General features: G+C 51.2%; 22 protein-coding genes. 15 read left to right on the top strand and 7 right to left on the bottom strand.

The features are described from left to right. Nucleotides 1-10: 10 nt before the first annotated feature. The 6 genes from ACFOSD_RS01600 (at nt 11) to ACFOSD_RS01575 (ending at nt 8,788) form a co-directional block, all read left to right on the top strand. Nucleotides 11-1,423 (top strand): methyl-accepting chemotaxis protein, encoded by a 1,413-nt coding sequence (locus tag ACFOSD_RS01600; RefSeq protein WP_380694320.1) that lies wholly within the window; start codon nt 11-13, stop codon nt 1,421-1,423. Between the two features lie 157 nt (nt 1,424-1,580). Then, nucleotides 1,581-3,503 carry a PrkA family serine protein kinase gene (locus ACFOSD_RS01595; RefSeq protein WP_380694322.1) on the top strand — a complete coding sequence of 641 codons (1,923 nt, stop codon included), beginning with the start codon at nt 1,581-1,583 and terminating at the stop codon, nt 3,501-3,503. Nucleotides 3,504-3,910: 407 nt separating this feature from the next. Beyond that, nucleotides 3,911-5,188: a YeaH/YhbH family protein gene (locus ACFOSD_RS01590; RefSeq protein ID WP_380694324.1), complete on the top strand. Its 1,278-nt coding sequence runs from the start codon at nt 3,911-3,913 to the stop codon at nt 5,186-5,188. Further along, nucleotides 5,185-6,732 (top strand): SpoVR family protein, encoded by a 1,548-nt coding sequence (locus tag ACFOSD_RS01585; protein WP_380694326.1) that lies wholly within the window; start codon nt 5,185-5,187, stop codon nt 6,730-6,732. Before ACFOSD_RS01590 ends, ACFOSD_RS01585 begins: the two co-directional genes overlap by 4 nt. A gap of 388 nt (nt 6,733-7,120) precedes the next feature. Next, entirely contained in the window at nt 7,121-7,909 is a 789-nt protein-coding gene (locus tag ACFOSD_RS01580; RefSeq protein ID WP_380694328.1) for a hypothetical protein, read from the top strand. A 105-nt stretch (nt 7,910-8,014) separates the two neighbouring features. Further along, nucleotides 8,015-8,788 (top strand): hypothetical protein, encoded by a 774-nt coding sequence (locus ACFOSD_RS01575; protein WP_380694329.1) that lies wholly within the window; start codon nt 8,015-8,017, stop codon nt 8,786-8,788. Nucleotides 8,789-9,068: 280 nt separating this feature from the next. Here the strand turns inward: ACFOSD_RS01575 and ACFOSD_RS01570 are convergent, their stop codons facing one another. Next, complete coding sequence (locus ACFOSD_RS01570; RefSeq protein ID WP_380694331.1) at nt 9,069-9,386, bottom strand: CcdB family protein; 318 nt, start codon at nt 9,384-9,386, stop codon at nt 9,069-9,071. After that, a complete protein-coding gene (locus ACFOSD_RS01565; RefSeq protein ID WP_380694333.1) occupies nt 9,386-9,631 on the bottom strand; it encodes a type II toxin-antitoxin system CcdA family antitoxin in 246 nt (81 codons plus the stop codon). Before ACFOSD_RS01565 ends, ACFOSD_RS01570 begins: the two co-directional genes overlap by 1 nt. A 214-nt stretch (nt 9,632-9,845) precedes the next feature. Between ACFOSD_RS01565 and ACFOSD_RS01560 the strand changes: the two genes are divergently transcribed. The 4 genes from ACFOSD_RS01560 to waaA all read left to right on the top strand — a co-directional run bounded on the left by ACFOSD_RS01560 (nt 9,846) and on the right by waaA (nt 12,036). Next, nucleotides 9,846-10,028 (top strand): hypothetical protein, encoded by a 183-nt coding sequence (locus ACFOSD_RS01560; protein WP_380694335.1) that lies wholly within the window; start codon nt 9,846-9,848, stop codon nt 10,026-10,028. 59 nt (nt 10,029-10,087) lie between these two features. Beyond that, the gene (locus tag ACFOSD_RS01555; RefSeq protein WP_380694337.1) at nt 10,088-10,381 is read left to right on the top strand and encodes a hypothetical protein; all 294 of its coding nucleotides are present in this window, start codon (nt 10,088-10,090) and stop codon (nt 10,379-10,381) included. A 151-nt stretch (nt 10,382-10,532) separates the two neighbouring features. After that, the gene (locus ACFOSD_RS01550; protein WP_449329084.1) at nt 10,533-10,685 is read left to right on the top strand and encodes a hypothetical protein; all 153 of its coding nucleotides are present in this window, start codon (nt 10,533-10,535) and stop codon (nt 10,683-10,685) included. Nucleotides 10,686-10,776: 91 nt separating this feature from the next. Then, nucleotides 10,777-12,036, top strand: coding sequence for a lipid IV(A) 3-deoxy-D-manno-octulosonic acid transferase (waaA, locus tag ACFOSD_RS01545; RefSeq protein ID WP_380694339.1), 1,260 nt, complete (start codon nt 10,777-10,779; stop codon nt 12,034-12,036). A gap of 25 nt (nt 12,037-12,061) precedes the next feature. On the opposite strand, the gene parE is transcribed toward waaA, so the two are convergent. The 4 genes from parE to ACFOSD_RS01525 form a co-directional block, all read right to left on the bottom strand. Then, nucleotides 12,062-13,957, bottom strand: a complete 1,896-nt coding sequence (parE, locus tag ACFOSD_RS01540; protein WP_380694341.1) for a DNA topoisomerase IV subunit B — start codon at nt 13,955-13,957, stop codon at nt 12,062-12,064. A gap of 41 nt (nt 13,958-13,998) precedes the next feature. Continuing rightward, nucleotides 13,999-14,793: a 3',5'-cyclic-AMP phosphodiesterase gene (cpdA, locus tag ACFOSD_RS01535; protein WP_380694343.1), complete on the bottom strand. Its 795-nt coding sequence runs from the start codon at nt 14,791-14,793 to the stop codon at nt 13,999-14,001. A 130-nt stretch (nt 14,794-14,923) separates the two neighbouring features. Then, nucleotides 14,924-15,367, bottom strand: a complete 444-nt coding sequence (locus ACFOSD_RS01530) for a DUF1249 domain-containing protein (protein ID WP_380694345.1) — start codon at nt 15,365-15,367, stop codon at nt 14,924-14,926. Continuing rightward, nucleotides 15,364-16,014 carry an NUDIX domain-containing protein gene (locus tag ACFOSD_RS01525; RefSeq protein ID WP_380694347.1) on the bottom strand — a complete coding sequence of 217 codons (651 nt, stop codon included), beginning with the start codon at nt 16,012-16,014 and terminating at the stop codon, nt 15,364-15,366. The genes ACFOSD_RS01530 and ACFOSD_RS01525 overlap by 4 nt, the downstream gene beginning before the upstream one ends. Nucleotides 16,015-16,212: 198 nt before the next feature. Here ACFOSD_RS01525 and ACFOSD_RS01520 point away from each other — a divergent pair, with 198 nt between their 5' ends. Then, nucleotides 16,213-17,544: a TolC family outer membrane protein gene (locus ACFOSD_RS01520; RefSeq protein WP_380694349.1), complete on the top strand. Its 1,332-nt coding sequence runs from the start codon at nt 16,213-16,215 to the stop codon at nt 17,542-17,544. 58 nt (nt 17,545-17,602) lie between these two features. Here ACFOSD_RS01520 and ACFOSD_RS01515 read toward each other — a convergent pair whose 3' ends face one another. Then, complete coding sequence (locus ACFOSD_RS01515; protein ID WP_380694351.1) at nt 17,603-19,135, bottom strand: HD domain-containing phosphohydrolase; 1,533 nt, start codon at nt 19,133-19,135, stop codon at nt 17,603-17,605. A 180-nt stretch (nt 19,136-19,315) separates the two neighbouring features. Here ACFOSD_RS01515 and guaB point away from each other — a divergent pair, with 180 nt between their 5' ends. The 4 genes from guaB (at nt 19,316) to ACFOSD_RS01495 (ending at nt 24,252) form a co-directional block, all read left to right on the top strand. Further along, a complete protein-coding gene (gene guaB, locus ACFOSD_RS01510; RefSeq protein WP_380694353.1) occupies nt 19,316-20,791 on the top strand; it encodes an IMP dehydrogenase in 1,476 nt (491 codons plus the stop codon). 189 nt (nt 20,792-20,980) lie between these two features. Then, on the top strand, nt 20,981-22,555 hold the full coding sequence (gene guaA, locus ACFOSD_RS01505) for a glutamine-hydrolyzing GMP synthase (protein WP_380694355.1): 1,575 nt from the start codon (nt 20,981-20,983) through the stop codon (nt 22,553-22,555). Beyond that, complete coding sequence (gene tadA, locus ACFOSD_RS01500; protein ID WP_380694357.1) at nt 22,556-23,065, top strand: tRNA adenosine(34) deaminase TadA; 510 nt, start codon at nt 22,556-22,558, stop codon at nt 23,063-23,065. It begins immediately after the preceding gene. 20 nt (nt 23,066-23,085) lie between these two features. Next, nucleotides 23,086-24,252: an MFS transporter gene (locus ACFOSD_RS01495; protein ID WP_380694359.1), complete on the top strand. Its 1,167-nt coding sequence runs from the start codon at nt 23,086-23,088 to the stop codon at nt 24,250-24,252. Nucleotides 24,253-24,266 lie beyond the last annotated feature (14 nt).

The following is a 24,266-nucleotide window of genomic DNA, read 5'->3' as shown; positions in this document are numbered from 1 at the left end:
GAGTGTCCGCATGAAGTTAAGCATTCGTCCCCGTGTTCGAGCTCGCCAACAGTTAACCCAACACATTCAAAGTACTTTAACGGCGGCGAATCTGACCGCTCGCAGTGGCGTTGAATTACCGGCCGCCATCGCCTTTGACCAATGGACCCATCGGTTACATAACGCCTTTACGGATAGCCTGCGCAATGCAGTGGTCATTGCCGGGCAAGCGCCACTGCTCGCCGAATCCTCTGCACTGGCCGAACAGGCGGGCGGACAACTTACGGAAGCCGCTGCGCAATTGGCGAGTGCCAGTGAGGAAATCAGCGTGACCGTGTCCCGCGAACTCGGCCCTACGGCTGAAACCATGCATCAGCTTGCGGCAGATACCGCACGAGAAGTCAGTGCATGCGATATACAAGGGCAAGCGGTAGGAGACTTAATGAGCGCCATGCGAGACGACATGGCACGCTTGCAAGAACGCATCCGCACGGTAGATCAGCAGGCAGACGAAATGCAACGTATTGTCGGGATGATTGCCGAAATTTCTCGACAAACCAATTTACTGGCCCTCAATGCCGCCATTGAAGCCGCCCGTGCTGGCGAAGCCGGACGAGGCTTTACCGTGGTGGCGGATGAGGTGCGTGCCTTAGCACACCGCACCATGCAAGCCACCGACGAGGTGGAAACGCGCATTGGCCTGATTCGCAGTGAAGTCACCGGCTTAACCGAAGGTGGAAGTACCGTGCGTGAGCGGGTCGAACAGGGCGTGGAAGGTATTGATGACATTCGTGGCCGGTTGGCGCACAGCCGTACAAGCATGGCCCAGCTTGAAGATTGCAGCCGTCAGGTCGCCACTGGTACCACCCAGATTGGCAATGCAATTCAAGGTGTAACCCAGGATGTTCAAGGCATCTCGAGCAACGCACAGCGGTTGATGGAGAATGCCGCGAGCCTAAGCAGTGGTAGCCAAACCATTCGCCATCATGGTGACCATCTACTGGAAACCTTAGGCGTCTTCCAGCTCGACTGGCACGCCCAAGCACGCCGGGATGTGGCCATGTTAGCGGCTGAACCGGCCTTAATGAGCCCACACGATACCGATAAAATCGAACAGACATTGCGTGCCGCCCTGGCGCGCAGTGGTCAACGTTTTGAATTGCTTTATCTGGTTGCACCTGATGGACGGCAAATCAGTGCCAATATTCACCCGGACTGGGTCGCCGTGACCTATGAAGGCAGTGGTCGCGGGCGCGACTGGTCCGACCGCCCTTGGTTCACCGCAGCACGCGATACACTGAGTCCTTATGTTAGCCCGATTTACCGCTCCGTCGCTACGGATGAATACTCCTTCACCGTGAGTGTGCCGGTGATGCACCCTGATCATGGCTTGGTGGCCATCCTCGGGGCTGACGTGCGTTTGGTATCATTCCTGGATAACTAACAGGTGCACAAAGTTTGAGTAAATCTGTGCTTTACCCTTTGTTTTGCGCGTCCTTGAACTACACTCAAAGTAGAGACAAAAACGTTCCGCTGGCGTATAGGGAAAATCCACGTTACACACCAGTGGTAACGATCAGGCTAACTCAGGGGGCATGTTTATGGATATTTTTCACCATTTCAAAGACCGCTACGAAGCCAAAAAGCAGGAAGAGTTTTCACTCGAGGAGTACCTTGAGCTGTGCAAGTCCGACCCTTCGGCGTATGCCTCGGCACCCGAGCGCATGCTGGCCGCCATTGGCGAGCCGGAGGTGATAGACACGGCAAAAAACCCGCAACTCAGCCGGATATTCTCCAACAAAGTTATCAAGCGTTATCCGGCGTTTAAAGATTTTTATGGCATGGAAGAACCCATCGAACAGGTGGTCAGTTACTTCAAACATGCCGCGCAAGGTTTGGAGGAGCGCAAGCAAATCCTCTATCTGCTTGGCCCCGTGGGTGGCGGTAAGTCGTCCTTAGCTGAACAACTGAAGCTGCTTATTCAAAAAATCCCTTTCTACGCCATTAAAGGCTCGCCAGTTTACGAAAGCCCACTGAATTTGTTTGACCCCTTGGAAGATGGTGACATCCTGCAGGAGCGCTATGGTATTCCGTTGCGTTATGTAAAAGGCATCATGTCACCGTGGGCCATCAAACGGCTGCACGAATATGGCGGCGACATTTCCAAGTTCCGCGTGGTGAAGCTTTATCCGTCCATTGTGGACCAAATTGCCATCGCCAAAACCGAACCGGGCGATGAAAACAACCAGGATATTTCCGCCCTGGTGGGTAAGGTCGACATTCGACAACTGGAAGACTTCGCGCAAAACGACCCGGATGCCTACAGTTTCTCCGGTGCACTCTGCAAAGCCAACCAAGGCTTGATGGAGTTCGTGGAGATGTTCAAAGCGCCCTTGAAGGTGCTGCACCCTTTGTTGACCGCTACACAAGAAGGCAACTACAACGCCACTGAAGGCATGTCGGCCATACCCTTCAATGGCACCATCATGGCCCACTCAAACGAAAGTGAATGGCAGGCGTTTCGCAACAACCGCAACAATGAAGCCTTCCTCGATCGCATTTACATTGTCAAAGTACCCTACTGCGTGCGCGTGAGCGAAGAAATCAACATCTACAAAAAACTGCTAGAAAACTCGTCTTTGCGAGCCGCACCCTGCGCGCCGGACACCTTGAAAATGCTGGCCCAGTTCAGTGTGTTGTCGCGTATTAAAGAGCCGGATAACTCCAGTATCTTCAGCAAAATGCGTATCTACGATGGCGAGAGCTTGAAAGATACCGACCCGAAAGCAAAGTCCATTCAGGAGTATAAAGACGCCGCCGGGGTGGACGAAGGCATGAATGGCCTGTCCACGCGTTTTGCGTTCAAAATTCTGTCAAAAGTCTTCAACTTCGACGCCGCCGAAGTAGCGGCGAACCCTGTACACTTGCTGTACGTACTGGAAAACCAGATCGAACAGGCGCAGTTTCCGCAAGAAACACACGATCGCTATATCACCTTCATCAAAGAATTTTTAGCACCGCAATATGTGGACTTTATTGGCAAAGAAATTCAAACGGCCTATTTGGAATCCTATGCGGAATACGGGCAAAACATTTTTGACCGCTACGTGACCTATGCCGATTTCTGGATTCAAGACCAAGAATATCGTGACCCCGAAACCGGGGAGATGCTGGATAGGGTGGCTCTGAACGAGGAGCTGGAGAAAATAGAAAAACCCGCAGGCATCAGTAACCCGAAAGATTTCCGCAATGAAATTGTGAATTTCGTATTGCGGGCGCGGGCGAACAACAACGGCAACAACCCTAGTTGGCAGAGTTACGAGAAGCTGCGTGCGGTCATCGAGAAGAAGATGTTCTCGAACACGGAAGACCTTTTACCCGTGATTTCGTTCAACCCCAAATCATCGAAAGAGGATCAGAAAAAACACAAAGATTTCGTCGACCGCATGGTCGACCGAGGCTACACGGAGAAACAAGTTCGCCTGCTGTCCGAATGGTATTTACGCGTTCGGAAGTATCAATGATCGTTTATCTGGCTTGATTCGGCGGCTTCGTTTCCGGCCATTACGGGGGAGTTATAGGCCTTCTCAGACACGCCGTGAATCCGTCCTTGGAGGCTCTCTGCCGACGTCCTGTCGGCAGAAGGTCTTGCGAAGGCCTATAACTCCCCGTATGGCCTTACTTCAAAGGTCGGCATTAGCCATGGAAAGCGATCAGTTCACCATTGAAGTGGCAGACGAAATACAGGAATCCTGATCGAGAGTGATCAAGGTAGCTTGTGTTCCGTAGTCCTAGATAAGGACCTTCTGCCGACAGGACGTCGGCAGAGAGCCCCCATGGATGGGTTTACGGCGTGTCCGATCTAGGGTTACGGGACAAAAAAGCTACTTATGACGCTCCCGCCCTGGGTTCAACTAAAAAAGAGGTCAGTATGATTAACAGCTATGTGATTGATCGACGACTGAATGGCAAAAACAAAAGTGCGGTGAATCGCCGTCGCTTTCTGGAACGCTATCGCAAGCACGTAAAAGAAGCCGTCAATCAAGCTGTCAACAAACGCTCCATTACTGATATGGAAAAAGGGGAAAGCATCACTATCCCCAGTAAAGACCTGCATGAACCCGTGATTGGTCACGGCCAAGGCGGCGATCGTTCGGTTGTGCATCCCGGCAACAAAGAATTCTCCACAGGGGACCGAATTCGCAAGCCTCAAGGTGGCCAAGGGCAGGGCAGTGGCAGCGGACAAGCCAGCCCGGATGGCGAAGGGTTGGATGAGTTTACCTTCTACATCAGTCAGGACGAATTCCTTGAATTTTTGTTCGACGACCTCGAACTGCCCAACATGGTGCGCAAAGACCTCAAAAAATCCCAAGAATTTGAACGCCACCGCGCCGGTTTTTCCAGCGAAGGTATCCCCACCAACATCAATGTTGTCCGCTCACTGCGCAATGCCCATGCCCGCCGCATCGCCCTTGGCGGAAAAAAACGTAAACGCATAAAAGCGATAGAATCCGAGTTAGCAGAAATCAGCGGCCGCTCGGCGGATGCAAAAGCCAAGCGTACAGCCCTGGAAGAAGAAAAGGCCACCTTGCTCGCCAGATTAAAAAAATTGCCCTTTATTGACGATTTTGACCTGCGCTACAACCGTCATGAAATGCACCCCATACCCTCCAGTGCCGCCGTGATGTTTTGTTTGATGGACGTCTCCGGTTCGATGACCCAAGGCACCAAAGACATCGCCAAGCGCTTCTTCTTACTGTTGTACCTCTTTCTGCGCCGCAATTATCAGAAGATAGAAGTGGTGTTTATTCGACACCACACGAGCGCCAAAGAAGTGGATGAACAAGAATTTTTCTACAGCCGAGAAACGGGAGGCACCATTGTATCGTCGGCCTTACAGATGATGAATGACATTGTGCAGAAGCGTTATCCCGCATCATCTTGGAACATCTTTGCCGCTCAAGCCTCCGATGGTGACAACTGGGGTGACGATTCCCCGGCGTGTCGGGAACTGTTGCTCAACAGCATCATGCCGAAGGTGCAGTATTATTCGTACATTGAGATCAGCCCGCGCGATCATCAGGATCTCTGGTATGCCTATGAAGATGTAAAAGCGCAATTCCCCGACCATTTTGCGATGGCCCATATTCTGGAGCGAGCCGACATTTATCCCGTCTTCCGCGAGTTGTTTCAGAGGAAAAACGCATGACGACAGCGGCACGAAAACCCATATCAGAAGGTTCGGATTGGACGTTTGATCTGATCCGGGATTATGACCGCGAAATTGCGGCGGTGGCGAAAGAGTTTGGTTTGGATACCTATCCTAACCAAATAGAAGTCATCAGTTCCGAACAAATGATGGACGCCTACAGCTCGGTCGGTATGCCGCTGGGCTATCATCATTGGTCATACGGCAAACAGTTTTTGCAAACGCAGCAAGGTTATGAGCGGGGGCAAATGGGCTTGGCCTATGAAATCGTCATCAACTCCAATCCCTGCATTGCTTACTTGATGGAAGAAAACACCATGACCATGCAGGCCTTGGTGATTGCACACGCCTGCTATGGCCACAACTCGTTCTTTAAAAACAATTACTTGTTTCGTACCTGGACAGATGCCTCGGCCATTATCGATTACTTGGTATTCGCGCGCGAATACGTGACCCGTTGTGAGCAAAAGTACGGGGTGGAGGCCGTTGAGCAAGTATTAGACAGTTGTCATGCCATCCAAAACTATGGCGTGGACCGCTACAAACGCCCATCGCCTATTTCTGCTGCCGAAGAAGCCGACCGGCAAGCGGAGCGCGAAGCGTATCTGCAAACACAACTGAACTTATTGTGGCGCACCATACCCGCCCCGGAGGACAAAAAAAAGAAAGCCAATGTGCGACGTTTTCCTTCTGAGCCGCAGGAAAACCTACTGTATTTCATCGAAAAGAATGCCCCCATTATGCCCAGTTGGCAGCGCGAGCTGGTGCGCATTGTGCGCAAAATGGCGCAGTATTTTTACCCGCAGCGCCAAACACAGGTCATGAACGAAGGCTGGGCCACGTTTTGGCATTACACCTTACTGAACACCCTATATGATCGTGGCAAAGTGACCGACGGGTTCATCATGGAGTTCTTGGACAGCCATGCCAAAGTGGTGTACCAGCCACCGTTTGATGCCCGCTATTACTCGGGCATAAACCCCTATGCCCTCGGGTTTGCTATGTTTCGGGACATTCGTCGCATCTGCGAAAACCCGACGGACGAAGACCGCGCCTGGTTCCCCGACATCGCGGGCAGTGATTGGCTGAAAACTCTGCATTTCGCCATGCAAAACTTTAAAGACGAAAGCTTCATTCAGCAATTTTTGTCTCCTCGCCTGATGCGGGAATTCCGTTTATTCGCCATTGAAGACAAAGAGGCCGCCGCAGAATACGAAGTCGCTGCGATTCATGACGAACGGGGTTACCGCAAGGTGAGGCAGATGTTGGCTGAGCAATATAACTTGAGTTCGCGCGAACCCAATTTGCAAGTGGTGCAGGTTGACGTAGAAGGCGACCGCTCCATTACTTTGCATCATATCCGACAAAATAACCGGCCATTAAGTAACGATGCAGACGAAGTATTAAAACACTTGCGGCGTTTGTGGGGGTTTGACGTTCACCTGCTGTCACTGGATGACGGTGAACTCGCGGCGCAGTACCACTGCACCGAAGAAGGGATTTTCCATGAGTCGGAAGGCGACGAGCCTGACGCTTATTTGTGACCCCTGTCACCGTAATTTTCGACCTTGGCAAGGCTGCCGTAGGGGTCGGGCACGACCGACCCGTCATGCGCCGGTATGGGCTTTCGGCGCATGCCTCCGGCGCTTCACGGCAGGCCGGAAGGCGCGCCTTGAGGCATACCCCTACGCCCATCGCCTAAACTGGGCACTACCCTAATACTAATAATAGCTTTTCGCGTGCATATGCACGTTTTTCTGGTAAGCTGACTTAAATGAAATGCGCGTTTTTTTTGGACAGATTTTCGGAAAGTTGATGAAAAACAACGTATTAGGATTTGGTTCTCCATGTTTATGCGTACGATGAAACCTTTGATCGGCCAAGTTAAGGGCGTTCTGCCATGAAAATGCAAGCAGATCAATGTGTTAACGGATGTTTTTCAAGTTGGGTATTTCAAAAGGAGAGTTCGTGGGAGTAAGTGCACCTTATCGAAGAACCGCTAGGATCTTTTCAGATAATACATACTTCGATTCAGGTAAGTGGATGTATGTATTACATCAAAATTATGCGGACTCCCCCGAAAATTTTGTGCGGGCCTTTTTATTGATCCAGAAAGATGTTTTGGAACTCTTCGACTATATAGAGCCATCGGACACGAATCTTGCCGCGCACTCTCACAGAATTCACGAGCTTCTGCTAAGAACGTGTGTAGAAATAGAAGCGAACTGCTCTGCAATACTTAGGGAAAATGGGTATGTGAGCAGTGGAAATTGGAATCTGGGTGATTATAAAAAAATAGAACAAAGCCACTATCTATCCCAATACGAAATAAAAGTACCTAACTGGCTTGGCTCATTGGGGGTAAGGGCTCCGTTTTCCTCTTGGGCTTCTTCAGGCTCTCTAGCTTGGTACACGGCTTACAACCAAACCAAGCATGATCGCCATTTAAATTTTGCCAAGGCCAATTTCGAAAACCTAATTGATGCTGTTACTGGTCTTTCAGCGCTATTAGCTTCACAATTTCTAGATAATGACTTTTCTCCTGCAGGCATGGGATTATCCATAAATCCGGGAGGCCTAGGCGATGGTTTCGAGCCAAGCATTGGTGGATTCTTCCGGCTCAAATTCCCTGATAATATTCCAGATGATGAAAAGTATGATTTCACTCATTCAGACATTGACTTTAAAAAAGACATATTTCAAAGCTTCAACTACACATAAAATGCAATGCAGCCAGACGGTTTAAAGCGGTTTTCCGCTTCGCTGTAAGCCACTTTAAATCGCTATCGTTTGCGGCATGATGAGATCGGGAGACAATGAGAGCTAATGGGATACTACATAATAACAGCAACTTCTTGTTTCGTTTTTGGTTGCTATGCTGTTTACCGCTTTTTCATGTCTGTTGAAAAGTCTAAGTTTGAAAGCGAGGTTACGAGGCTTTCAAGTTTAGATAAAGACGCTGAATTCAATTTTTTTCCTGGGATAATGTATGATCGAGTTTCAAAGGGTCGTTCTAAGGAATGGCCATATTTATCTGCTATCGATAAAGTGTATATTTCGAGAGTAGATAATCATCTTGAAATTTATGGTGCATATACCCGGGCAGGGAAAATTGAATTAGACCCTAACCCGCTGTACATACCGCTTGAGGATATTGATGTAGCTGAGTTGGCTAAGATGGGTTCTTATCTGGTTGATTTTGCACATAGCATTGACCCTAACTTAATCGATGATTTTGCAGAAGGTACAGTATGTAAGCTTAGGAATTATAACGACCAAGATTTAACGGAGGAGCGAAATAATATAGAGGCTAAATTAGTCCAGAAGGTGTTAATTATTTGCAAATCCTTGGAATTTTTAACAGATGATATTGATGACGAATACAATAAAATCAGAATTATTGAACGTATAGAGCGAGCCAAAGAATATTTGAATGATATTACTGATGAGTTCTATAAGGGCGCAGCGACTCATCAAATGGTCAATATTCTTTACAGGGCAAAAATGTTCGGTGAAGCTCAGAACCTTTTTGATAAAGTGTCGGACGATTTTTTACGTAAGAAAATAATGGAAGATAACCCCAATCTAGACATCTCATAGTAATACACCACTGAGGTGGACAATAACCACGTTAAAAGTGCATGGCGTAGCAATGTTGAGTTGTGTTTTTCAGGTTTCGAGCTAAAAAAATCAAGAGGGTCAGAATCATTAATTTTACACTTCTTGTAGATTAGGCCCCATAGAGGATTCTCAGGCAAAGCCTTTGATGCGGTTGGCTATTTTCTATCTGGGCTCAACGTGGTAATTATCGGGATGGCTGTTTTTATAATTAACCGAAATCAATGACTCTGTCCTTTGATGCTGCTGCATGATGGTAATATTAAATTCCAGTAATCAACATATCTATCGCGTCAATTATTTGCTGACGGTAGTGTTCCAGAGAATCGATTTCTGACGTGAGAATGGATATAGGGACAGTGGTCATTTGGTTGGTTACGAGAATAAACGCTTCTCCATCAATGCAGACTGTTGGGCAAAGTTTCTTAGCCACTTTTTCGTTTACTTTTTTTGCGGGTGTTAACGGAATAACCAGCCTAGAATTCAAATCGCTTAATAAGTTGTTTTGCACATCCACGAAATATGGGTAAGTCTTTTTGCTGCCGTTGTCGTTGTTCAAATAGAGCGCAAACTGGCCCATCAGAAGCTCCTAAACGAATCTGAAAATAAGCCGTTTTCTTCGCTAAGTTTGTTTAGCTCATCTATGGCGTCTTTATTTTCTTTCAGCCACAGTTCGCTCTGTGTTTTCTTCACTTCTACAATTAATGCTTGTTCAAGGGTGGCAGAAAGGTTTATTTTCAAGTTTTTGGCTTTGTTCAAAAGATCGCTGTTTATGGTTAGGTTGGTGGCTTTTTTGGGTGCTTGTTGGTCGAAGTTGGCGTGCATAGCGTTTGCTCCTGATGCGCATTATTTATGCGTGTAGTTATGGTATTTCATGTATGCGCAGTTAACAAGCAGCTCTACCGGGCATATTCTAGCTGTAAGCTGAGCGATAGTTGGTGCTAACTTTCGGGGCTTGATGTTTAGGGGAGGTTCGATGGATAAAGGCAATTGCACGAGTTGCGGCCGCAGAATCCAAAAGACAACGACGGACAGATGCATGTATTGCGGTGCTGAGTTGGAGCTGGATCAGCGATTCACGCAAGAAGAGAAGCAAGCAATACAAGCGGCGAAGCAAAATTTGGACGAAGAATTTAAGGCAAAGGGTCAAGCCGACGATCGCGTGAGCGTTGGTGCGGCATTTTTTGACGTTGGGGACTCTGGCGGTGGTGGTGACTGCTAACACATTTTATAATCGCAAGTACCGTGGCGGCCTTGTCGTTGCGGGCATAAGGAGACAGTATGGATATCAGAACATGGACAATTAAGGAGAGGTGCGTCGCAGCCTTTTGGCTGGTATGCGCAGTTGTCCTTGCAACAGAAATTTCTCGAAAAGCTGCTGTTACGGAGATTAGCACTTCATTGCAGAGTCTTGGCTTGCTTGCATTCTTCGTCAGTTGGGCTTTAAGTCCTAAATTCTTCTTACAGCCGTTAAGTGAGAGCATGAAAGGCCCAATTCAAAAGCCATTGATGTTTGGCTGGGTCACTTTTGCGACTTTTCAGGTAGCGTCATTAGTCGCAAGGTATTTGGTGTAGTTGTTTTTTAACGTACGCGGTGATGGCTATTTTATTCTGGCTTTGTACCAACTATAAATCCGCCTACGCAACGGGTTAGCTGAATTTCGAACGTCATTACGTACTTAATGGCGTAAAGTGTTGAAAAACTCGAACACGCAAGAGGTGTGTCATGACCGGAATCACAGCTACAGAAGCGTGCAGTTACCTCTATCGGCTGATTGATGAAACGGCCGAGTCCCATCAACCTATTCTCATTATGGGCAAGCGGAATAAGGCTGTTTCCCATGAGTCAGAGGGCGACCAACCAGAAGATTACCTGTAAACCTTACCGGGCATGCCATGGGTTGGCTGCGTTGCGAGTGGAAGACCAACCGGTCATAATGCGCGACACCTTTGATACCTAAAGTCTTTCTATGGCGCGCTTTCTGTATTCCACGTTGTATTTGCTGCTTTTACCGGTGGTCTTTGCCCGTTTTTGGTATCGCGCGGGTAAAGTTCCGGCGTATCGAAAGCGTTGGGCCGAGCGTTTGGGGCGTCCTGTGTGCTCCGCCAATCCGGCGCAGCCATTAATTTGGATTCATGCCGTCTCGGTGGGTGAATCCATGGTGGCGCAATTATTGGTTACGGCTTTGCGCGATGCGCTACCCAACACGCAATTCTTGGTCACCACGACCACCCCAACCGGGTCAGACTTGGTTCAAAAATGGGCCGTGCCGGTGCTGCACCAATATATGCCGGTTGACCTGACGCCGATGCTGAAGCCCTTGTTTGACCGCTATCAACCGCAACAGTTGATTCTCTTGGAGACTGAGGTTTGGCCGAATTTAATTGCCTTAGCGGTGGCGCAGGGCGTGCCCGTTACCCTAGCGAATGCGCGTATGTCTGCGCGTTCAGCCAAGGGGTATCAGCGCGTTGCCGCCCTAAGTCGGCCCGCCTTCTCGGCGTTAACGATGGTGTTAGCGCAGGCGGACGCCGATGCCGCTCGCTTTCGTGACTTGGGCGCGCGTCAGGTGGTGGTCACCGGCTCGGTTAAATTCGATATGCGCTTGGACCACCAAACGCGTGCGGTTCTGGAGGATTTAAAGCCCTGGGTCGCTCGGCGGCGTACTCTGGTGGCGGGCAGTACACATGATGGCGAAGAGGCGCTGATTCTCGATGCCTACCTTCCGTTGCGGCAAGTACATCCCGAGCTTTTGCTGGTGTTGGCACCCCGTCATCCTGACCGTTTCAAAGCCGTTAGAGAACTATTAGAAAAACGCAACATTAGCTATTGCAGCCGTTCCGAACAACAGTCTCCTAACCGTGAGCACAGCGTATGGTTGCTGGATACGCTCGGGGAGTTAAATGTGTTTTATGGCTTGGCGGATATTGCCTTGGTGGGCGGGAGCTGGGTAACGCGCGGTAGTCACAATCCCTTGGAGCCTTTGCTGTTCGGGGTGCCGGTATTGACGGGGGAGTCTGTTTTCAATTTTCAAGCCATCAGCGATACCCTTCATCAAGCGGGTGCATTGCGCCGTGTCGGGGCCTCTGCGTTGTCGTCATCATTGTTGGCATGGTTAAGTGATGAGACGGCTCGGCGTCAAGCGGGCGAAGCTGGTGTAAAGGTGTTAACCGAGAATCAGGGGGCAACCTTGCGGCAGGTAGAGAAGATCGTTTCTCATAACCCGCAGTAGCCCCACCAACCCTCATGCTATCACGCTAAGCCACGATGTCGGCCAGATTGCCTTTGCTTTCGAGCCAGGTTTTACGGTCACCGGAACGCTTTTTCGCCAGCAACATATCCATGATTTGATGCGTGCCTTCCGGGTCGTCGATGGTCAACTGCACCAGGCGGCGGGTGTCCGGATCCATGGTCGTTTCACGCAACTGCAATGGATTCATTTCACCCAAGCCTTTAAAGCGCGTTACCTGTACTTTTCCCTTGCGGTTTTCGGCCTTTAGGCGGTCCAAAATGCCATCGCGTTCAGCATCGTCCAAGGCATAGAAAATATCCTTACCGAGATCAATGCGGTACAACGGCGGCATGGCCACATAAACATGGCCATTAGATACCAAGGTTGGGAAGTGACGAACCAATAACGCACATAGCAGTGTCGCAATGTGCAAGCCGTCGCTGTCGGCGTCGGCTAAGATGCAGATTTTACCGTAGCGCAAACCGCTGATGTCGTCCGAATCCGGGTCGACGCCGAGTGCCACCGCGATATCATGCACTTCCTGTGATGCTAGGAGTTCTTGGCTATCCACTTCCCAGGTGTTAAGAATTTTGCCTCGAAGCGGCAGAATGGCTTGAAAGACACGGTCGCGGGCTTGTTTGGCTGATCCGCCTGCCGAGTCACCTTCCACTAGGAAGAGTTCGCCGCGCATGGCATCAACACCGGAACAATCGGCTAATTTTCCGGGTAAAGCAGGGCCTTGCGTGATTTTCTTGCGAGTGACTTTTTTCGCGGCCTTCATGCGGCTTTGGGCCGACGAAATCACCATTTCCGCCAGTTGTTCACCCGCTTCCGGGTGCTGATTCAGCCATAAACTGAACGCGTCTTTCACCACGCCGGAGATGAAGGACGACATTTCCCGCGAGGACAGGCGTTCCTTCGTTTGCCCCGAAAACTGCGGATCGCGCATTTTTGCCGACAATACATAATTGCAGCGGTCCCAGATATCTTCCGGCGTGAGTCGCAAACCGCGCGGTAACAGGTTGCGGAATTCACAGAACTCGCGCATGGCTTCCAGCAAGCCGGTTCTCAGCCCGTTAACGTGCGTACCGCCAAGAGCCGTCGGTATGAGATTAACGTAGCTTTCGGTAATGCCTTCGCCACCTTCGGGTAGCCATTGTACAGCCCAGTCGGCGGCTTCTTTTTCGCCCGCAAACTGGCCGGTGAAGGGTTCAGCCGGAATGGTTTCATAGAGGCGGGTGGTGCCTAACAGGTAATCGCGCAGTCCGTCTTCGTAATACCATTCGTCTTGGGTGTCATGCTCTTCGTCCAGCAGGGTAACGCGCAAACCAGGGCATAAAACGGCTTTGGCCCGTAATACATGCTTAAGGCGACTCGCCAGAATGCGTGGGCTATCAAAGAAGTGCCCATCCGGGAAGAAGTGAACCTTGGTGCCTGTTTTGCGTTTTGCGCAGGTATCGATGACCTGCAATTCGGATGCTTTCTCACTGTTTTCAAAGCGAATCTGGTGGACCTGTCCATCACGCCATACGGTGACTTCCAGCCAGGTCGACAAGGCATTTACCACCGATACCCCGACCCCGTGTAAACCACCGGAAAACTGATAGTTGTCTCCGGAGAACTTGCCCCCGGCGTGCAGGCGGGTAAGGATAAGTTCGACGCCGCTGACCCCTTCTTCGGGGTGAATGTCGACGGGCATACCGCGGCCATCGTCCACCACTGAGAGCGAGCCGTCTTTATGCAGAATAACATTGATTTGCGTGGCATGTCCGGACAGCGCTTCGTCGACCGAGTTGTCTATGACCTCTTGCGCCAAATGGTTAGGGCGTGAGGTTTCGGTGTACATGCCTGGGCGTTTGCGCACAGGTTCGAGTCCACTGAGAACCTCAATGGACTGGGCAGAATAATCTGTCTTACTCATACTTTGGGATCTTATGGTTAGGTCCGTTGTTGCCCTGTACCCTAATAGCCGCCGCTCTTTAGATCAACATCCAATTTCACGTTGACGCGTGAAACGGCGGTTTCTATGTGACCATCAGGGTAGAGGTCGAGCCAACGATATCCGGGCGGTGCATCGTCAGCCTTGAAGTCTACTTGGTGTGGCGCGAATTGCACACAAGTAGATGGGGTGGCGAGATAACGTCGCCCCTGAATGTTCTTATCCACCTGTTGGTGAATGTGACCCCAAAGGATCACTTTCACCTTAGGGTAACGATCGATAACGGCGTGAAAGTCATCAGTATTCTGCAAGCTGTGGTTGTCGAGCCAGACGCTACCAGAAGGGATGGGGTTGTGGTGCATGGCGATCATCACAAAGCGGTCACCCGCCGAGGCCAGTGCGTCATCCAAGAACGTCAGTTCATCTTTCGACAACTTGCCATGGACGGTTTTAAGAATGGACGAATCCAGCAACACGATGCGCCAGAAATCATTGTCGAGCAAGCGTTGATTGTGGTCGGTCGGAAACGGCAGGCGTTGCATCAGTGCCGCTTCGTCATGGTTGCCTGGGATCCAGACCATGTTGGGGCACAGCGCAAGTGCGCTTTGCCGAAAGCGATCATAGGCCTCTATTGACGCATCTTGGGTAATGTCCCCGGTCCCTAAGATTGCATCAATCTGCGGGCGTTCCAGACGCACGAGGTCGACCACTGCGGCAAAGCTTTGCGCGGTGTTCATGCCCATGAGTCGGCTGTCTGGGTCTTTGTATAAATGGCTGTCCGTCAGTTGGACAATACGCCACGGGTGATGCTGTTCCATTGCGCAATTCTCTGAGTCTATAAAGCCAGATCACTCATGTAATGATAGTGAGTCTGGCAAAAAACTTACCAAATTAACAGCTTTCGAAACGTCTTTATGCGGGGTAAATTCGCATAATGTCGACTGGGTATCAAAATGTAATGCTCTCGGCGCTGCGGCCATGACTAAAAAGTAGTTGTAACCACTCTGATAGCCAGCGATTCAATTGGTCTTTTTCATCGGCATGAAACATGTCGGGGTTGGGGTAAGGGTACACGCCCTGAAAGCTGCCTCGACGGGCAAAGGTCACCACTTCCGCTGTATTGGCATCCAAATAGACCCGGACCATGAACGTCTGTCGCGCCACATAGTCCGGGACTTGGTGCTGGTGCACGGTAATTTCCACGCTGGCGGTGTAGCGGAAGCGCTCAATCACCGTCAATGTAATGTCCGCACTTAAATGCTGTGCTGACTCAAGCACGAAGTTCACATCCTGGCCGACGGTGAAGTCCGGCAGGCAGCGCCGCAAGCGGGCGAAGTTGCCTTCGCAAATGGCGGCTTGCGCTTTTAAATCTGGCACATAGCTGGATTTCAAGAAAATCCCCATTCATTCTTCAAAGAGACAAGATTCAATTGTAGCCATTGCAACGCAATAATGCTGGCGGCGTTGTTAATATGACCCGCTTGCAACCAGTTTAAGGCTTGGCTGAGCGGTATTCTATGCACAAGGATGTCTTCGCCTTCATGGGCCAAGCCATGAACGCCGCCCGCTTGTGAGGCGTCGACTTCGCCAACATACAGAAATATCTTCTCATTGGTGCCGCCGGGGCTAGGAAAATAGTTGCAGATCCACTTCAGGCGACCAATGGTCAATCCGGCTTCTTCCAGCGCTTCACGGCGAGCAACCTCCTCAGGTTGCTCATTGGGCTCAATCAAGCCGGCGACACATTCAATGAGCCAGGGTGTTGGTGCTTTTTGTGCGCCCACACGAAACTGTTCGATGAGTATGGTCGTATCCTCTCGCGGATCAATGAGCATTACGACCACCGCGTCCGGCCGGTTCATCAGTTCACGTTTTATGGTGATGGCGGGGCGTGAAAAGCAGGCATGACGAATGACCAGTTCACGCATTTCATAGAACCCCTTGTATACCAAGTGGTCGGATACAATCTCGACATCGCTGAGGCTAAAGCGTTGTGGGTGTTGCGCTGAACGCAAAGATGTCTCAGATTCATCAGTCATGGTGAGAGCAGGCCTTTAACGATGGTCGAAATGTTGTGACAAAGGTAACGGGTCAAGAAAGCGTTAAAAATGATAGGCTAGCACAGAGTGTAAGTAATGTGTCCAACGCGATGAGTGGGTGACTCATTCGGGCATAATCTGCGTAATTATTTTTTTGACATTTTTTGCGAATAAATCAGTGCCCTAAAGGAGCATCGTATGGAATTGAAGGCATGGTCGATCGTGGTTGCCATGGTATTGAGTGTGGGTGCGCAAGCCCAGTCTTTGGATGCCCTGTACAACAGTGCGTTGCGTAATGACACGGACCTCAGTGCCGCTTTGGCCAATGCGCGGGCCAGTGAAACGCAAGTGACGCAGGGTTTAAGTCGTCTGCTTCCGCGCGTCACGCTCGATGGTGAAGCCGATGCACGCTACAGCCAACAGGACGGGCTCTTTGATGGCAATACGGTGCTCAGTGGCAGTGGGGCTTTGCAGGTTACGCAGTCGATCTACAATCAGCAGGCGTTTGCCGCCTACGATGCGGTGCAAAATTTAGCGGCACAAAGTGAAGCACGCGTGGACGCGGTGTTGGCGAGCCTGAAGACGCGGGTTACGGATGCGTATTTTGGCGTGTTGCGTAGCCAAGAACAGGTGGCATTGACGGAGCGGGTAATGACGACTGTTGAGCGTCAGTTGGAGCAAGCGCAAGAACGCTATGATGTCGGATTGGTGGCCATCACCGATGTGTTGGAAGCGCAAGCGGTATTGGATCAAACGCGTGTCGATCTATTACGTGCACAGAACCAAGAGGCCTTGGCGCGCCAGCAGTTGGCGCAGCTTTCTGGCATGAGTATCGGTGACTTGCCATTGCTATCGGCAACCTTCAATGCAGAAAATATTAGCCTGGGTGCGATGGAGGAGTGGATCAACAAGTCCCGACAGAATCCTAATTTGGTGGCCGGACGGTTGGGTATCCGTGCGTCGCAAGACGAACTTAGGGCAACACAGGCGGACTTGGTGCCGCAAATCAATGGCGTTGCGCGGTATGGGTACAACACCAGCTATGACTGGGACCGTGTAGGACAGAATGGTGCACCGTTAGACAACTATCAGGACAATACCAGTTTTCTTATAGCCATTACCGCAACGGTCAGCGTGCCTCTGTTTGATGCCGGAAGTCGCCAGTCGGGGTTGAGTCGCCTCAGTTTTCAGCTGGAGTCTGCGCAAGCCAACTATGATGGTCAGGAGCGCCAGATTGAATTGGCCGTGCGCCAGTATTACCAGCAAGTGCGTGCCGACTTATCCAACCTGAATGCGTTGCGTCAGGTTGTGTCGAGCCGCGCCAGTGCGGCGGAGGCGACAGAATTGGGTTACGAAGTGGGCTCGCGCAATGTGGTCGAAGTCTTAAATGCCCAACGCGCTCTGTTAACCGCACAAACGAACTTGTCGATTGCACGTTATGATTTCATCAGTAACTACTTCAAGTTGAAAGAAGCCGCAGGCGATTTGACGGATGCGGATATTGCCTGGTTAGCGGGCTTTATGCGCTAACATCGGTACGCTGTGCTGTGTACACAAGGACAAGGGCTCGATAAAGAGAGCCCTATGATCAATCTGCATCCGGGTACGTGCGCCTGATATCCGTAAATTCTTCCCATTTTGACAGCAGAATAGACACCAGTTTGGGTTCGAATTGCTTACCCGAATGATCGTGCAAAAAGTTTTTAATTGCCGATTCATTCCACGGTGTTTTGTAGCACCGTGTTGACCCTAAGGCATCAAACACATCCGCCAATGCCGTTATTCGGCCCTCTATCGGTATTGCGCTGCCAGAGATGCCGTTCGGGTAACCATTCCCATCCCAGTATTCATGGTGGGTCAGGGCAATTGATGCGGCCATGCGAAGAATCGGACGCTTGGATTGGGCCAATATGTCGTGCCCCATTTGTGCGTGTTGCTTCATGACGGACCATTCTGCCGGGTCCAATTTTCCCGGTTTGTTTAATACTGCGTCGGGAATCGCTACTTTTCCTAAATCGTGTAAGGGTGCGGCGTGGCGTAACAGTTCGCACTGATAGCTGTTTAGGCCATAGTATTCGCCCAGCTTTTCGGCAATTAACCCTACGCGCTGAACGTGCGCGCCCGTTTCCTTGCTGCGCATTTCAACCGCATTGCCCAGCCGGTTGACCAGTTCTTTTTGGGTATCGACGATCTCTTCCCGTAGCAACAAACTTTGATAAATAAGCAACAGGTTGGCTCCATACAGGCTCACCAATTCACGCTGGTAGCCGCTGGGTTCGCTCATCCTTACCAGTAAAAAAGCATGGAGTTCGGGCGCACTGTGTTGATAGACCATGTAATACTGTTCATTGTGTTGCGCTCGTGTGGTTGCCATGGCAGCGGCGATGAGGCTGCGTAAGCTGCCGGGTAATTGTTTGATATTGGATTGATACCCAACCACCACATTCTGATTTTCGGCCTGCAGAACGTGCAAGTAGGAGTAGCCGGAGCCGTCGTCAGGCACCAACGTTATGCCCCAAAGCTCGGGGGTCGGTATGCCGAACAGGGCGGTAAGCTGTTCTTGCACCACATCGCCGAAGGTCGTCAAGTTGGCGGCCGCCAGGGTTTTTCGGGTAGCCAGTAATACATTTCTCAAGCCGCTTTGCTGCTGCCGAATTAAACGCAGATCGCGGTAGGCGCGGACCGTGCTGTAACACAGGGTACGGAGTTTTTGCCGGGTTAAGTCGGTTTTTTCTTTGTAGTCGTTGATGTCGTAGTCTTCGATGACTTCGTGTTCGGGTGCCTGCCCTGGTTGTCCGGTGCGTAATACCAAGCGTATGTCAGCCATGTGTAGCTGGCGACGAATCGCGTGCACAAGGTCAAGGCCGGCATTATCGGTTTCCATAACGACATCTATCAGGGCCAGTGCAACGTCGGGTTCAAGTTGCAGTACTTGTAAGGCTTCTTGTGCTGAATACGCACTGAGTAAGTGCAGAGCGCGGCCTTCAATGCGATATTGTTTTAAGGCCAGTTGAGTCACTTGGTGTACGGAGGGTTCGTTATCAACAATGAGAATCTTCCATACTTCACCTTGCGTTGCATCCGTAGCAGATTCCGTAGCAAACACCATGTTTTCAGTCATGCGGGGGAGACTCCTTAAGTCCTGCCACTGTATGTTCAACAGAGTGTAGTTGACCACCCGGTGGATGCCAGTTCGAGCACGATATTTTTACGTGCTTTCGGGGGTTTGTTTTTGCTTTTTCGCCCTATGTGTTTATAATGCCGCGCCACCTTAATCATCTCGCAGAAGGGTAGGCACCTCATGTTACGAATCGCAGAAGAAGCTTTAACCTTTGACGACGTCCTGCTTGTTCCGGGGTATTCCGAGGTTCTGCCAAATCAAGTTTCCTTGAAAACCCAATTTTCACGCAATATTTTCTTGAACATTCCTTTGGTGTCCGCTGCCATGGATACGGTGACCGAAAGCCGTTTGGCCATTGCCATGGCTCAGGAAGGCGGGATCGGCATTATGCACAAGAATATGTCGATTGAGCAGCAAGCCCAAGAAGTACGTCGGGTTAAAAAATATGAAAGTGGTGTGGTTCGTGATCCCATCACCATTCAACACGATGCATCCATTCGAGAGCTGATTGATCTCACACTGTCCAACAATATTTCCGGTGTGCCTGTACTTGACGGGAAAGATTTGGTGGGCATTGTTACCGCGCGTGATGTGCGTTTCGAGCGCAGTTTAGACGCCAAAGTGTCCAGCATCATGACCGGCAAAGACAAGCTCATTACGGTGCGTGAAGGCACCGACCCGGAAGAGATCATGAGCCTGTTGCATCGCCATCGTATCGAGAAGGTGTTGGTCACCGACGACGATGGCTTATTGGTGGGCTTGGTAACGGTAAAAGACATTACCAAAGCCCAGTCTTATCCGAATGCCTGTAAAGATTCCCAAGGCCGCTTGCGTGTGGGTGCGGCCGTGGGTACGGGCAAAGGTACTAACGAGCGTGTTAAAGCGCTGGTGGATGCGGGTGTAGACGTTATTGTCGTCGATACAGCACACGGTCATTCAAGCCATGAGTTTGGGGTAATTGATCGGGTACGTTGGGTTAAAGAGAATTTCCCGCAGGTTGATGTGGTGGGCGGTAATATCGCGACCGCAGAAGCGGCGCTAGATCTGATGAAAGCCGGTGCCGATGGGGTTAAAGTGGGTATTGGCCCAGGCTCTATCTGTACGACCCGTATTGTTGCCGGTGTTGGTGTGCCGCAGATTACCGCTGTATCGAATGTGGCAGCGGCTTTGAAAGAGCATGGAATTCCGGTGATTGCCGACGGTGGTGTGCGTTTTTCAGGTGACTTGTCAAAGGCCTTGGCGGCAGGCGCATATTGCGTGATGGCCGGTGGCTTGTTTGCCGGAACGGACGAAGCGCCGGGTGAAGTTGAGTTGTTCCAAGGCCGGGCTTATAAGTCATACCGTGGTATGGGTTCAATTGGGGCTATGGGGCAAAACCAAGGCTCCAGCGACCGGTATTTCCAGTCAGGCAACGGTTCCGACAAGTTGGTGCCGGAAGGTATCGAAGGCCGGGTGGCGGTAAAAGGCCCTCTGTCGAATGTGGTGCACCAACTGATTGGTGGTGTGCGTGCGGCGATGGGTTACACCGGTTGTCAGACCATCGAAGAGCTGCGCACCAAGCCGCAGTTTGTGCGCATCAGTAACGCGGGCATCAAGGAATCACACGTGCACGATGTGCAGATCACGCGGGAAGCACCGAACTACCGAGTAGGCTGATCCCGAGGCGCCTCGGCTTCCGGTCCAGGGTTTCACTGGAACGCTGCAAGTACATCCTTGTAAGCTCGAATGCCGCCGTCCTGGCGGCATATGCCCAGTTCAAGCCCTGACCAGAGCCCCATGCGTCGGAGAGCCATCGATGAGTGTTGTTTCGGCTCTGATTAAACGTTTATCTAATAGGAAAACCCCATGCGTCAAAACATCCACGCTCAGAAAATCCTGATTCTCGACTTCGGTTCTCAGTACACCCAGTTGATCGCGCGTCGCGTGCGAGAGATTGGTGTTTACAGCGAGATTCACGCCTTTGATATGAGCGCCGAAGACATCCGCGCCTTTGCCCCTCAGGGCATTATTTTGGCTGGTGGGCCGGAGTCGGTGACGGGTTCGGATACGCCGCGTGCGCCTGGAGTGGTGTTTGAGATGGGCGTGCCGGTGCTGGGTATTTGCTACGGCATGCAGACCATGGCCGAGCAGCTGGGCGGAAAGGTGGCGACGTCGAATCACCGTGAGTTCGGTTATGCCGAAGTACAGGTGGTGGGTGATGGCCAGTTGTTGGATGGCATTGTCGACCGCGATGACAGCACGGGCCGCTGGTTGGATGTATGGATGAGCCACGGTGATCAGGTGTCGGCCATGCCGGAAGGCTTTAAGCTGATGGCACAGACCGAAACCTGCCCGATTGCAGCCATGGCGGATGATGAACGGCAGTTCTATGGCGTGCAGTTTCACCCTGAAGTGACGCACACGCTTAAGGGTCAAGAAATTCTTGAACGTTTTATTCGCACGCTCAGTGGTTGTGATGCGCTGTGGACCGCAGAAAACATCATTGATGATTTGGTTGTACGGGTGCGCGAGCAAGTAGGCAGTGGCAAGGTACTGTTGGGCTTGTCCGGTGGCGTCGATTCGTCGGTGGTGGCGGCGTTGTTGCATAAGGCTATTGGCGATCAGTTGACCTGTGTATTTGTCGACAATGGTTTGCTGCGCAAGAACGAAGGCGACCAAGTGATGGCAACCTTCGCGCAGAACATGGGTGTGAAAGTGATCCGCGCCGACGCAGAAGATTTGTTCTTGGGTAAATTGAAAGGCATTTCCGACCCAGAAGAAAAGCGAAAGGTGATCGGCCACACCTTCATTGAGGTGTTCGATGCCGAAGCCACCAAATTGAAAGACGTACATTTCCTGGCACAGGGTACGATTTACCCTGATGTTATTGAGTCTGCCGCCGCCAAAACCGGCAAAGCGCATGTGATTAAAAGTCACCACAACGTCGGTGGCTTGCCAGACGACATGGCCATGGAACTGGTCGAACCACTGCGTGAGCTGTTTAAAGACGAAGTGCGCCGCATTGGTGTAGCTTTGGGCTTGCCGCATGACATGGTTTACCGTCATCCGTTCCCTGGGCCCGGTTTGGGCGTGCGGATTTTGGGTGAAGTGAAGAAAGAATACGCCGATATCCTGCGTGAAGCCGACGCTATCTTTATGGAAGAACTCTACAAGTCCGGCTGGTATCACAAAGTGAACCAAGCCTTTGTGGTGTTTTTGCCAGTGAAGTCAGTCGGCGTGGTCGGTGACGGTCGTCGTTACGAATGGGTTGTGGCACTGCGGGCCGTGGAAACCATTGATTTCATGACTGCCCGTTGGGCGCACCTGCCTTACGAGTTGATCGAACGCGTATCGAATCGCATCATCAACAGCATCGAAGGCATCTCACGCGTAGCGTATGACGTGTCCAGCAAGCCGCCTGCCACCATTGAATGGGAATAGATGACTGACCATTTCTCAGTGCTCGCCAGCAGCGTGTCTGAGCAAGACCACTATTGGATGGCCCAAGCCTTGATCGAGGCGGCGAAAGCCGCTGAGATTGGCGAAGTCCCTGTAGGGGCTGTTTTGGTAGATGCACAAGGTAGCGAAATCGCCCGTGGTCATAATTTCCCGATCGGTCTCCATGATCCTTCTGCGCATGCGGAAATTCGTGCGTTACGGGCCGCCGGTGAGGCGCTACAAAACTATCGTCTGGTTAACACTACGCTCTACGTTACGTTAGAGCCCTGCGCTATGTGTGTGGGTGCCATTGTGCATGCTCGCGTCGGGCGCTTGGTATTTGGTGCGCTGGAACCAAAGGCGGGTGCGGTGGTCAGTCAGGAGCAGTTGGCGGACAAGCATTGGTTGAATCATCGACCCGAGATTATGGGCGGTGTGCTGGCGGACGAAGCCGGTGCCATGCTGAGTCAGTTTTTTAAACAACGGCGCGCCGCTCGGCGGGCTGAAAAATAATCCCTTATCATCAGGCTCCTATGACCGCATCCTCTATCCCTGTGGTTCGTTTATCTGCAGGTTATTTCTTCTATTTTTCGATTTATGGTGGGTTGCTGCCGTTCTTAGGGCGCTATTTGCGGGAGCAAGGGTTTGCCTTTTCTGCCATCAGCCAAACCGCAGCCGTGCTGACCTTGGCGATGTCGTTGGGGCCTTTTATGTGGGCTTCCATCAGTGATCGTAGCGGCAAGCGGATGATCTGGGCACGTTTAAGCTCAGTAGCACTGTTGCTGTGTCTGGTGAGTTTGGGCGTGGTGTCGGTGGCATGGCAGGTCATTTTCTTGGTGGGATTCATTGGCCTGTTTCTGTCCGCCATTTTACCGCAGATGGAAGCGGTTACTCTGCAGTATTTGGGAGCAAGCTCGGCACGTTATGGCCGAATTCGGCTCTGGGGGACAGTTGGCTTTGGGGTGGTGGTGTTGATATTGGGCGTGTTGTTGGATCATTTTGGTGCCCGTATTCTACCCTGGGCATTAGGGGTGATTGGTGTTGCGACGGTCTTGTCACAAAGTGCCATAAAGGATGTGCCCAAGCAGGCAGGGCAGGTAGTTGAACGGGCGTCATGGGGTGAGTTTCTGCAGCGCTTGAAGCTGTTTCCGGTATGGGGTTTGTTTCTTGCCCTTTATCTGTGGAGTGTCACCATGGCCGCATACAACACATTTTTTGATTTGTATTTGCAGGCAAATGGCTATTCTGGGGCGGCCATTGGGCGTTATCTGGCGTTAGCTCCACTGGCAGAAGTGGGTTTATTTCTTGTATTGGGTTATTTGTTAGCTCGCTGGGGCGCGGCAAAGTTGATGGTATTCGCGCTGCTGGCGACATCATGCCGGTGGTTGCTGACGGCTTGGGGTGTTGATAGCTGGTGGTGGTTGGTGATTGCTCAAGCACTGCATGCATTGAGTTTTGGGGCGGTCCACGGTACGGCGATCTATTTGCTGGCGAATTTGTTTCCAAATAATCAACAGGCGCGTGCTCAGGCGGTTTACATTGCGTTCAGTACCGGTACGGGTTTAGTGAGTGGTAACTTGCTGGCGGGTCAATTGTGGTCGTTGGAAGGCGGTGCGCAATGGGTCTTTTCCCTCAATGCGCTTGTTGTAGCCATCGCGGCGCTATTGGTCGGCTTGGCATTGCGGAAAAAGCGGGTGTGAGCCCGCTTCGGTGT

This window comes from Salinispirillum marinum (genome assembly GCF_042650105.1).
Taxonomy (GTDB): domain Bacteria; phylum Pseudomonadota; class Gammaproteobacteria; order Pseudomonadales; family Natronospirillaceae; genus Salinispirillum; species Salinispirillum marinum.
The sequence above is the reverse complement of the archived record's forward strand: the minus strand, read 5'-3'. Positions and strand labels throughout refer to the sequence as shown.